7 protein-coding genes are annotated in these 11467 nt (G+C 72.2%); 4 read left to right on the forward strand and 3 right to left on the reverse strand.

Features of this window, described 5'->3' with window-relative positions; genetic code table 11:
* Positions 1–8: 8 nt before the first annotated feature.
* Positions 9–734 (reverse strand): hypothetical protein, encoded by a 726-nt coding sequence (locus ACZ5PB_RS13300; protein WP_468690592.1) that lies wholly within the window; start codon positions 732–734, stop codon positions 9–11.
* 35 nt (positions 735–769) lie between these two features.
* The gene (locus ACZ5PB_RS13305) at positions 770–6409 is read right to left on the reverse strand and encodes an outer membrane protein assembly factor BamB family protein (RefSeq protein ID WP_468690594.1); all 5640 of its coding nucleotides are present in this window, start codon (positions 6407–6409) and stop codon (positions 770–772) included.
* A 234-nt stretch (positions 6410–6643) separates the two neighbouring features.
* Between ACZ5PB_RS13305 and ACZ5PB_RS13310 the strand changes: the two genes are divergently transcribed.
* Together ACZ5PB_RS13310 and ACZ5PB_RS13315 are read left to right on the forward strand one after the other, a co-directional pair.
* Positions 6644–6865, forward strand: coding sequence for a hypothetical protein (locus ACZ5PB_RS13310; RefSeq protein WP_468690596.1), 222 nt, complete (start codon positions 6644–6646; stop codon positions 6863–6865).
* Between the two features lie 55 nt (positions 6866–6920).
* Positions 6921–8360: a serine/threonine-protein kinase gene (locus ACZ5PB_RS13315; protein WP_468690598.1), complete on the forward strand. Its 1440-nt coding sequence runs from the start codon at positions 6921–6923 to the stop codon at positions 8358–8360.
* A gap of 37 nt (positions 8361–8397) precedes the next feature.
* Here the strand turns inward: ACZ5PB_RS13315 and ACZ5PB_RS13320 are convergent, their stop codons facing one another.
* The gene (locus tag ACZ5PB_RS13320; RefSeq protein ID WP_468690600.1) at positions 8398–9942 is read right to left on the reverse strand and encodes an alpha/beta fold hydrolase; all 1545 of its coding nucleotides are present in this window, start codon (positions 9940–9942) and stop codon (positions 8398–8400) included.
* Positions 9943–10027: 85 nt separating this feature from the next.
* On the opposite strand from ACZ5PB_RS13320, the gene ACZ5PB_RS13325 reads away from it, so the two are divergent.
* Positions 10028–10675: a CGNR zinc finger domain-containing protein gene (locus tag ACZ5PB_RS13325; protein WP_468690602.1), complete on the forward strand. Its 648-nt coding sequence runs from the start codon at positions 10028–10030 to the stop codon at positions 10673–10675.
* A gap of 8 nt (positions 10676–10683) precedes the next feature.
* On the forward strand, positions 10684–11451 hold the full coding sequence (locus ACZ5PB_RS13330; protein ID WP_468690886.1) for a thioesterase II family protein: 768 nt from the start codon (positions 10684–10686) through the stop codon (positions 11449–11451).
* Positions 11452–11467: the final 16 nt, after the last annotated feature.

Below are 11467 nucleotides of genomic sequence, written 5' to 3' on the forward strand. Positions count from 1 at the left end.
ATGGGGCGTCAGAGGTCGTTCGGTGTACGTGCGTTGCGGGCGCGGGTCCGCAGGTCGTAGACGGCGTCGTACAGATCCTGGGTGCGGGCCGCGTACCGCAGACCGATGCGGCCCACGATCCAGCAGAGCACGCCGACGGCGATCGGCACGTACCGGTGCTCCGCCCTCGGCACGGCGTCCCAGTGCACATCCAGGGCCTGATTGAGTGTCAACACACCCAGTACGAAGGCGAGTACGATGCAATTCAGGGCCCACCGGGATCGCCCGCGCAGCCGGTGCCCGACCGCGACGGAGAGCAGGGCCGCCACCGCGAGCGTCAGCGGCAGCCCCCGCAGGGCCACACTCAGATAGACCAGCGTGGGGTCCCCGCCGCCCGGCAGCCTGCGGCTGAGGAAGCCCAGGCTGCCCAACCCCACCCAGGTCGACAGTAGTTGGGTCAGTATCAGCACCGCCGCGCCGAGCACCACGGCGAGCAGTACGGTCGTGAACCCCGCGCCGGCCGTCCGGGCCCGGTCCCGCTCCCGGCGCGCGTCGCGGCGCAGCGCGCGCGGCAGCAGGACGGCCGCGACGAGGATGACGTACGCGAGGTTGCCCAGGAGCCTCTCCTGGGCGGAGGCCCGGGTCTGGTCGAGGCCGTAGTTGACGACGGCGAGGAGCGTCGGCAACAGCAGGATTTCCAGGAGGACCCACGCCGCCTGGGTGGTCCGGGGCGGCGCGGGATCGGTCGTCGTCATCGTTCTCCCCCGTGCGGTGGTGTGGTGTGTCCGGTTCAGCGGGCGTGCACGTGCACCGTCAGTTCCCTGACCCGGAACACGGCGTCGTCGTCGGTCACCGACACCCGGACGGATGCCGTGAAGTCCCCGTGCTCGTCGGGGAGTTGATCGGGCAGCACCTCCACCCGCAGCGTGCCGGGCGTGCTGCCGGTCGTGGGCGTCAGGCGCAGCCAGCGGGCGTCGGTGGCCGCCGCCCAGCCGATCGGCGCGGTGACCCCGATCGGGTCGAGGTTGCGCACCTCCACCGAGGCGGCGAGCTCCGGGTCGCCGACCTTGAAGCGCAGGGCGGAGTCGCCGAGGCCGAGGGCCCCGAGGGTCCAGCCCGGGTACTCCAGGTTCCCGGCCCCGTCCTCCGAGTACGCCATCACGAGTGCGGCGTCCTCGGGGATCGGCAGCGGCCCGCCCTCGTACGGTGCGTGGTGGGCGCCGTCCAGGGTGAGCAGGGTGCGGTGCACGCCCGAGCCGTGCGGTCCGTCGTCGGCCGTGATCTGCACGGTGCCGTCGGCAAGCGTCACCGAGGTGCGCGGCGGCGCGGTGTCGGCGGCCTCGGCCGCGGTGAGGACTGCGGCGGCCACCCGGTCGCGCACCGTACCGTCCGCGGCATGGATCTCCAGCCAGGCCTCGCCTCCCGCGCCGGTGGCGGCGTCCAGGTGCAGTACGGCCCACTCGTCGGCGCTCTTGAGGACGGCGTCCCGGAACAGCAGGACGTCGAGTCCGGCCGCGCCGCGGTACGGGCGCACGTGGAGCCGCACGGGCCCCGGCTCCTGCGGCACCACCCGGACCTCGTAGCGTCCTTCGGGCAGGAAGGCCGAGGTGACGGCGAGCCCGCGTTGGAGCGTCGCGCCGGGGATGCCGGTCTCGACGAGTGCGGGATGTTCGGGGTGCGGCCCGAGGTGCCGGAATTCCTGGTCGGTGATGTCGAAGGCGGCGGCACCGCGCAGTTCGAGCGTCCAGCGGTCGGCGCCGGCGTCCCCGTCCGCCACCAGGGCGGCCGGCGGCATCGCCATGTTCTCGGTGACCTGGTTCTGCGACGTGAAGGGCGGCGGAGCCTGCCCCGAGCCGACCACGAGTCCTTCGAGGAGCAGTTGCAGGAGGCCCTTCTGGCGTCCGCTGCCGATCATCGCGGGCGTGTTGGGCAACTGGCCGTGCACGATCCCGTCGATCACGTACACCCGGTCGTCCTGCGGCAGCGTGAGGCCGAGCGCCCCGTGGTACGGGACGGTGGAGTCGCCGTCGCCGTTCACCGCCTCCCAGTGGGTGGTCGGAACCATCTCGGCGTACCACAACGGGTCGAGAACCGGCACGTGGAACAGTGCGCCGAGCGACGGCAGTGACCGTAGGGCGACAGCGACGGTGGTGTCCATCCGGCCCTTGCCGATGATCCGGTGGTGGTAGATGGCCCCGGTGCCGCCGCGGAAGTCGCCCAGAGCGGGCGTCGCTGCGGCGAATGCCTCGAAGGCGCGGGTGATGTCCTTGTTGTGCCGGCCGCGGATCCAGTCGTTGCTCTCGGCGCACGTGGTCAGTTCGCCCGCACCCGCGGAGGGGAACCAGGTGTAGTCGCGTACGTACGAGCGGTCCACGATCCGGCCGCCGACCGCCGTGCCGTGGTCTGCGAACCAGTCCTCGGAGTTGGGCAGTTGGTAGTAGGCGGTGGGCCAGTTCCGCGCGAGGTTCTTGGTCTGCCAGGGCTGGATGCCGAACCCGATGGGTCCGAGCGACCAGCCGAGCCCCCAAGTACTGCCCTGTTCCAGGATGTTGAGCGGTTCGAGCACGCCGAGGAAGCCGCCGCCCAGCGAGATGATCTGGTCGACCTTGTCCTCGGCGGCGTGCGCGGGATCGAGCTGATAGGCGCGGGCCACCGGGCCGCCGTAGCTGTGGGTGATGACGACGACCTTGCGGCCGTCGACGTCGGGCCGGGCGCGCACGGAGTCGATGTACGCGGCGAGCCGGTTCGCCTCGTCGGGGATGTTCCGTCGCCAGTCCATGTTGAACAGGTAGACGGCGTTGTGCCCGGAGGCCGGTGCGCCGTTCTCGTCCACGCAGACACCGGTGGCGGGATCCGTGCCCAGGCACAGCGGTCGGCCCGGCCAGCCGGTGCCGGTGTCGGCCTCGCGCAAGAAGTCGACGAACGGCTTGTAGACCTCGTCGAAGCCCCACTGGGTGGAGCCGCTCTTGATCGGCGGGTTCATCAGGACGTCCTGGAGGACCGTTCCCGGCACCACCTTCGAGTCCACGGGCGGCAGCCCGTCCTCCCCGAAGGCGCACAGGTCCAGATAGTGGTTGCCGTCGTTCCCGGTCACGGTCCCGGCGAGGATCTCCGCGGCGCACTCGACCCCGCCCCAGACCCTGGGGCCGCGCGGATCGGCGGGCCGCAGCCCGGTGGGCACGGACGGGTTGTAGACGAACGGCCCCCGGGAGTGGACGAGCGGCCCGAACGGGTTGAGCGGCCACGGCACCGGGACCTTGCTCAGCCAGGGGAAGTAGTGGATGTCCGTCACCGACGCCCCGAGCACCGGCGTGGGCGTGCCCGGAGCCAGGTCCAGGGAGGTCCCGCTGGTGCCCGGTACGAACACGATCGGGATGTCGGTCTCCGGCAACCGGAACGGGCACTCGGCGCGCGCCGCCGCGAGCCCGGGGTCGGCCGCCGACACGCGCAGCGCGCCGCCCGGATGCCCGGTGCCGATCCCGGGGAACGGGAAGACGGCGGTCGCCAGGTCGGCGGTGTCCGCCCCGGATGCCCCGGGCACCCGGAACCCGAGCCGCCTGATCTCGACCGGGCCGACGGGCCGGCGCGGCGCGACGGGCTCCACCATCAGCCGAGGATGGTCGACGCCGTACCCGAAATAGGGGTCGTACGGGAAGTCGGCGCCCTTGACCCGCACCTCCACCCCGACGCCGCCCTGCGTCGCGTACGAGGGCAGACCGGCGCCCGGGGCCCCCGAGTCGACGGTGCGCAGCAGGGACAGGGTGGGCGTGAGCAGGGCGAGCCGCTGCGGGCAGGGTGTCTCGCCGTAGCCGTTGGCGACCCTCACCTCGGTGTTCGCCGCCACCCCCGCGGGCACGGTCACCACGAGGAACTCCTCGTCCCCCGCGACTTCCCCGCGCTCGGCGCCCACCGCGAGCGAGCCGAAGAACACCGTGTGCGCGCTCGCCGGGCTCAGGTCGAAGCCGCGCCCGAACACCCGGATCCGGGCGCCCGGCACGGTACGCCGCTGCACGAGCCGGGCCGGGGCGGGCAGCACGTGGAAGTCGGGCGTGGCGGCACTGCCGTACCGGGTCCTCACGGTGACCGGGCCGTGCCCGGCGAGCCGCGGCACCCGCACCGTCAGGACCCCGAGCCCGCTCACCGGGTCGACCTCGGCCTTCTGCACGGGGGCGCGCAGCGGGGCCGTGCGCAGGGTGTGGACGAACTCCACGACGTTGTTCGCCGGGTGCAGCAGGTCGAACCCCCTTCCCAGGACGCGGAGTTGCGCGTCCGGAACCTGCCTGTCGACGTCGAGGGCGAGCCGCTCGGGCGGCGGCATCCGGAAGAAGTCGTAAGCGGGTTCGTCGCCGTCCCCGCTGGTGGTCAGCGGCGCGTACCGGGTGTAGCCGGGCCCGGACGCCGCCCAGACGTCGGTCGCGGCACCGTCCCGTACCCCCATCGCCAGTTCGGAGCCGTCCGGTGCCCAGGCGGGGTGGCAGGGCACCCGGCCCTTGCCGGGTGACGTGTAGACCGGGAGCCTGCTGCCGACGACGTCGTGGAGGGCGACGCTCAGCCCCTCCCGTACCGCGATCCAGGCGCTGTCCGGCGAGAAGGCCGGTTCGTCGGGCCCGCCGTCGGGGTGCTCCGGATCGTAGGGCAGCCACGGTCCGACGGGCGTCAGGTCCCAGCCCGCCGGGCCGAGCCTCAGCAGCCACAGCCGGCTCGACCCGTTCGACGGGTCCCACTGCCGCCAGGCCAGCTTGCGGCCGTCCGGCGAGAACGCCGGGTGCGACTCCTCGGTGCCCGCCGGTTCCAACTGCCCGAGCAGCGCGGGCGGTACGCCGAGGGCGGCGGCCCACGTGGTGAACGACCGGGCCGCGCCGGTGTCCGGCCGGACGAAGCTCAGCCTCCGCCCGCCGCCCGGCACGTCGACGGTGAGCGCTACGTACGCCGTGGTGTGCGGGGCCTTCGGGCTGCCGGTCGTATCGTCGACGGGCGTGAAGGCGGGTCCGCGGCCCGCGGCCAGTACCTCGGACAGTGCACCGCCCGGGGTGGCCGTGCGCACCTCGCCCGGCGGGCGCACGGCGTGCGCGATCACCGAGCGGTCGAGCGAGGTCGCCGGTTCCCCGTCGAGGACGCCACCGCCCCCGGTCAGCCGCAGCGTCCTGGCGGGCTCGGGCACCCCGTACACCTCACGCAGGGAGTACACGTCGACGTCTCCGGCCGCCTGCAGCGAGCCCTGCGCGAACACCTTGTACGCGGGAGAGTCGTCCAGGGCGTGCACCCGGCCCGCCCGGTCGCCGACGAAGACCCGGCCGTGGCCGTCGAGGACCGCCCCGGTCAGCGTGGTCGTCGACGGGCGGACCTGCCACAGCGTCCGGGCGCCGGTGGCCAGGCCCTGACCGGTGCGCACCGCGACCACCAGGCCGCCGTCGGACGTCACGAGGCACAGGCCCGAACTGTCCACCACGGGCGCGCTCGTGTACCGGTCGCGCGGCGGCAGGGGCTCGCTCCACAGCAGCGTGCCCTGCGCCGAGACGGCGTGCAGCGCCCCGTCGGCGACCGCGAGCACGGTGCCGTCCGGGCCGATCGCCGGGCCCGCGTACAGGTTCCGTCCGAGCGCGAGCGCCCACAGCTCCTGCCCGCCCCGTTCCACCGCACGCAGCGTCCCGTCCTGTCCCGTGACGTACGTGACGTCGCCCGCGTCCTCGTCGAAGGCGGGCGTCCACAGCGCCTCGCCGCTCAGCCGCACCGGTGCGTACAGCGGGATGCCGGTCGCCGCGTCCAGGACGTGCAGGTGCCCGTCCGCTGCGGCGAGCCGCACCGTCACCCCGTCCGGCGACACCACCGGCGACGTGCGTACGGGCACCCCCGCGGCCACCGTGTACGACCAGTCGGTGCGGGCCGCGTCCGGGGCCGTCTCCACGACCCCGTACAGCCGCCCGTCGTCGTCGCCCAGCCAGATCCGCGACAGGCCGCCGGTGGGCGTCCGGTGCACGGCGGGCGCCGAGCGCACCGGCCGCCCCGCGCCGGGCCGCAGCGACCACATCGGTGTTCCGTCGCCGCGGACGCAGTGCAGTTCGCCGTCCGTGTCGGCCACGTACACCGAGGCGGGCGGCGGGTCGGTCACCGTGTCGCCGCCGGACGTGCCGCCGCGGCCCGCGACGGCGAGCGCGGGCGAGGTCCGCAGCGCCGCCCCGGTGACGAGGATCGCCGCTCCGGAGCCGGTCGGCTCGACCCGGTGCAGCACCCCGGTCTCCGTCGGCACGTACAGGCAGCCGGTGTGGTCGACGACCGGTGCGGCGGGCACCGGGCCCGCGGCCTTGAACGGCCAGGGCGCGCGCAGTGGCCCCGGGTCGTCCGGCGCGGGCACGGCGCACCGACCGCGTGCGGCGCCCTCACGCTGCCGCATCGCCCAGGGCAGTCCGTACAGTGGCGGTCGACGTGTCATAACGATTCCCCGTTCTGTCCGAGGCGGCGCGCCGGGCGACGTGCCGCGAACGGAGCATCCCGCCGTCGTGGCGGACGTCGCTTCGGGGACATCCCCAGGGTGGCGGGCGGCGAGTGATCCCCCGATGGCGGCACCCGCCACGAGCACCCGCCGCCTCTGCATGGACGTCCGTTCTCAAGTCCCTCGGGGGGCGACCCGCAGGCCTGCTTCGCCCCCGAAGGCGACTGGTTCAGCGTGCACGACGGGGTGTCCGACGGTTCCTCCGCCGTCGTGGACTGGCAGGTCGGGAGCCGCTACGGCGCCATCTTCCACGCCGCCGGCGCGAGCTCCACCCGTTTCAAGAACAAGAACTTCCCCGAGAGCGCAACCTTCAAATTCCGTGTCTGCAAGGGCCACTGGAGCACCAAGAAGATCGCTGCGGGCACCTGCTCCAGCTACGTGACCAATCTGACCTGAACTGCCGGAGCGCATCGGCGGTTACGCCGTGGAGCGTGAGCTGGGAGCGGGCGGCATGGGGACGGTGTACCTGGCCCGGTCCCGGGGCGGACGTACTGTGGCCGTCAAGGTGGACCGCCCCGAGCTGGCCGCCGATCCGCATTACCGTGCCCGGTTCCGCGCGGAGGTCGACGCCGCCCGCAGGGTCGGCGGGTTCCATACGGCGCAGGTGGTCGACGCCGACCCGGACGCGGCGGCGCCCTGGCTCGCGACCGCCTACATCGCGGGGCCGACGCTGTCGCGGCTGCTCGCCGAACAAGGCCCCATGTACGAGGCCCGACTGCGGCAGCTCGGCGCGGCGTTGGCGGAGGCGCTGCAGGCCATTCACAGCTGTGGCCTGATTCACCGTGACCTCAAGCCGGGCAACATCATCATGGCCGAAGACGGTCCGCGGGTGCTCGACTTCGGTATCGCCCGAGCCCTGGAGTCGACCCGGCTGACCTCCACCGGAGCGGCCTTCGGCACCCCTGGTTTCCTGGCTCCCGAGCAGGCTCAGGGACTTGAGGTCGGCGGCGCCGCCGATGTGTTCGCACTGGGCGCGGTGCTGGTCGCGGCGGCCGGTGGCCATGCGTTCGGGGAGGGCACCCCGATGGGGCTGATGTACCGGGCCGTGCACGAGCCGCCGGACCTGTCCGCCGTACCCCAGGACATACGCCCGGCGGTCGCCGCCTGTCTGGCCAAGGATCCGGCGCAAAGGCCGACCCCCGTCGGGCTGTTGGACCTGTTCGCGCCGCACACCGCTGCGGAGCCGGCGCTGGGCCCTGCCGCGCACCCGCCGACCGCGCCTGCCACGGCCGTGCCACCCGTATCGACGGCGGCCTCCGGGGCTGCCGGTACCCCGGTGGGCGGGCACATTGCCAGTGCTGCGACCGTTGCCGCCACCCAGCCCGCCCAGCCCGCGTCCGCCTTCCCACAGCAGCCACCCGGGGGCCCGCGAACGAATCCCGCTCCGCCGAGGAGGAAGCGCAAGGCCCTGCGCGCCTTCGGTGTGGCCGGAGGTCTGCTCCTGCTCGGTGGCACGAGCTACGTCATCCTTCACGGACCCGCAACCGGACGGCTGGAGCCAGAAGGACGTCTTGCACCACTCCGTGGACTACGTCGGCACAGCCAAGTCGCCGGGGTTCGAAAAGATGTCGGTGTACGGGTCGTCCGGTCGATTCTAGGACCCGGAGTGGTCGCGGGGCGGCCTGATGGACGCCATGACCGTAACGGGCAGCGAAACTGTCAGCGAGCCACCCAGAACGATCAGCGTCCCCGGCTCGGACGTCGGCATCCGCTGCACGACGGTGGACGCGGAAACCGTGTGCGGCTGGGGCGACGAGAACACCACCGTCGCGATCGGTTTCAGCCCGGCGGCCGACTCACTCGAAGTAGCGGCCGCCGAGACCAGCAAGATACGCGACGCCATCCGCAAGCCGATCCCGTAGCAGCCCCGGCGGGTTGCCGGCCTGGCTGACCCGTGCGACCGAGCCGCCCCGGGCCTGCCAGGGCGGTCAGTAGCCGACGGTGATCCGTTCCTGGATGAAGGTGCCTTGCTCCAGCGTGTCCAGGACCGCGGCTGCGAAGTCGCCCACCGAGATGCGGCTCTCGCCGTCGGCGTCGGCAATCGGGGTGTCCCGGGCCTCGACCCGGAAGGATCCGCTCTTCGGTCCGGGAACCAGGTGCATCGGCGGCGGGCTGACATAGGTCCACTCGACCGGTGTCCGCGTGGCGCGCAGGAGGTCGAGGGCCTCGGTCTGGTCGCGTGCTGTCTCCAGGTACGCGGCAGGGAAGCCGGGTGCGTCGACGAACCGCTCGCCCGGTGCGTACTCCAGGCTGCCGCCGCCGCCCAGGAACACCAGCCGGGAGACCCCGGCATCCGGCAGTGCCTTCAACAGGGCCTGCGCGCTCCTCGTCACCAGGTGGTCAGGGCCTTTGACGCCGACCACCACGGCGTCGTGCCCGGCGACGGCCTCGGCCAGGGCGGTGGGGTCACCGGCATCGGTGGTGGCACGGCCGAGCGGTGTGACCTGGTGACCGCGTGAGGCGGCCTCCGCGGAGACGGCGCTGCCGAGGTTTCCGCTCGCTCCGACAATCGCGATCCTCATGGGTGTCCTCTCCTCGATGCCAGCGGTGTTCTTGGTGTCGGTGGCGCTCTTGGTGTCAGTGGGGCGTGCGGACGCTTCGAGGAAATCGGCGATCAGGGGAGCCATCTCGGGCAGCATCTCCTCCAGCGCGAAGTGGCCGGTGTCGAAGACGTGCACCTTCGCCTCGGGCAGATCACGCAGATAGGCGTGCGCCCCGGACTCCGGGAAGAACGCGTCACCGCGGCCCCACAGCACCAGAGTCGGCGGCTGGTGCTCGCGCAGCCACTGCTGCCAGACCGGGTAGCGGTCGATGTTGGAGTGGTAGTCGAGGGCCAGGGCGACCTGGGCTTCCTTGCGGCCCGGCAGATCGAGGAAGTGCTGGTCCAGGGTCCAGCCGTCGGGGGCGATCAGAGCAGGGTCGCCGGTGCCGCCTTCGTACTGGCTCCGGGTGACCTGGAGGGTCAGGATCTCGCGGACCCGTTCCTCGGCTCCGGGTACGCCGGGCCGGTTCGCGGTCAGGCCCAGGGCCAGTTCGGACAGTCCTTCCGCGTAGGCGTTGGCGTTCTGCACGATCAGCCCGTTGATCCACTCGGGGTGCCGGCCGGCCAGTCGCATACCGACCGGACCGCCGAAGTCGAAGGCGTAGAGGGCGAACCCGTCCGCGCCCAGCCCCAAGGCTTCGACGAAGCCCTCCATGACGTCGGTGAGGCTTTCGAAGGAGTACGTGAAGTCCTCGGGGGCCTCGGTGTGACCAAAGCCGGGGTAGTCGGGAGCAACCAGGTGGTAGCGGGTGCCGAGAGTGTCGATCAGCCGCCGGAACTGGTGCGAGGCGGACGGGAATCCGTGCAGCAGCACCAACGTGGGCGCGTCGGTGGGGCCGGCTTCCCGGTAGAAGACCCGGACCCCGTCCACCTCCGCGAAGCGGTGGACGGTCCGCGTGACCTCTGTGCCTGCCGTGCCGTACCTCGTCATTTCACATGCCCCCTTGTGGCGTTGATGCATTAGTTATAGCGGGCGGACTACTAATGGGTCAATAGATTCGAGTAGCATTAGCTCCATGAGTAACAGGCAGCCCCTGGTCGGCGAACCCCTCCCCCTGGACCTCGTCAACACCCGCGTCAACGGACCCGAGGGCGAGCTCGACCTGCTGGGTTCCGAAGAGCAGCTCCAGCACTGGCTGGACGCCCAGACAGGACGACTCACTCAGCCGCCCCCCAGCGGCCCCGTCCTCGACGCGCTGCGGGTGCTGCGCGGTCGGATCTCGACCGTGATCGAATGCGTCCGCGACGGCGCGGAACCGCCCGCCGAGGCGCTGCGCGCGCTCACCCGGGCCCAACTCGCCGCTCCCCCGCACCGCAGACTCGACTGGGACGGCGAAGCGGTCACCGCGACCCGGGTACGCAGCGGGAGTGCCACCGATGTCCTGCTCGCGGAACTGGCCGACGCCACCGTCGACCTGCTGACCGACCCCCTCGCCCTCGGCAAGGTACGCCGCTGCGAAGGGCCCGACTGCAGACTGCTTTTCCTCGCGCTGAACCCGAGACGGCGCTGGTGCTCCCCCGCGCTGTGCGGAAACCGGGTGCGGGTCGGCCGTTACTACCAGCGGCACAAGGGGACCGGTCACCCGGACGCGCACCCCAACGATCCGGCAGTGCATGCTGGTTCGGCAGCGACGGCAGAGAAGTGCGGTGGAGAAGAGCGGTGATGAACACGATGCCCCAGGGGACATCAGCTTCCCGGTGGTTCCGGTCGATACGGGGCGCTCGCGCCCCGGAGCTTCGTCTTGTCTGCTTCCCCCACGCCGGGGGTTCGGCAAGTTTCTTCCGCTCATGGGCTGATCTGGTGCCCGAGAACGTGGAGCTTCTGGCGGTACGGTACCCAGGGCGTGAGGACCGGATCTTCGAGTCGCCGGTCGAACACATGGAGGAGCTGGCGGAGTCGCTCGCGGATGCCTGCGCGAGCCTGCCGAGCGGTCCGCTGGCGTTCTTCGGCCACAGCATGGGCGCTTCCGTGGCGTTCGAGGTGGCGGTACGCCTGGCAGCGGCACCCGGCTCGGCCGGGCCCGAGGCGTTGTTCGTCTCCGGCAGATCGGGGCCGGGCAAGAACCACTCCCCGGGCCTCGCCGACGCGACCGATGAGGAACTGGTGCAGGAGCTCGTCGCCATGAGAGGTACGAGCGCGGCGGCCCTCCTCAATGACGAGTTGCGCGAACTGCTGCTCCCGGCCGTGCGGGCCGACTACCGGCTCCTTGAGCGGTATGCGCCGTCGCTCCCGTCACCGGCTCTGGACGTTCCCGTCTACGCCTATTACGGGGACCTGGACGACAAGCTGAGCGAGGAATCGGTGAACGCCTGGTCCTCGGTGACCCGCTCGGCTTTCGACTCACGTTCCTTCCCCGGTGGGCACTTCTATCTTGAGGAGCACGCCGCGCCGCTGGTCGCGGACTTGGTCGCCCGTCTCCGTGCGAAGGCGTCGGTCTGAAGGCGCGGCTCACCGT

It is taken from the genome of Streptomyces sp. NPDC032721, from assembly GCF_055579625.1.

Bases quoted from the DNA above. Each gene is read 5' to 3' on its own strand.
- ACZ5PB_RS13300 (WP_468690592.1), bottom strand. From the start codon at position 734: ATGACGACGACCGATCCCGCGCCGCCCCGGACCACCCAGGCGGCGTGG.
- ACZ5PB_RS13305 (WP_468690594.1), bottom strand. From the start codon at position 6,409: ATGACACGTCGACCGCCACTGTACGGACTGCCCTGGGCGATGCGGCAG.
- ACZ5PB_RS13315 (WP_468690598.1), top strand. From the start codon at position 6,921: ATGGGGACGGTGTACCTGGCCCGGTCCCGGGGCGGACGTACTGTGGCC.
- ACZ5PB_RS13320 (WP_468690600.1), bottom strand. From the start codon at position 9,942: ATGACGAGGTACGGCACGGCAGGCACAGAGGTCACGCGGACCGTCCAC.
- ACZ5PB_RS13325 (WP_468690602.1), top strand. From the start codon at position 10,028: ATGAGTAACAGGCAGCCCCTGGTCGGCGAACCCCTCCCCCTGGACCTC.
- ACZ5PB_RS13330 (WP_468690886.1), top strand. From the start codon at position 10,684: ATGCCCCAGGGGACATCAGCTTCCCGGTGGTTCCGGTCGATACGGGGC.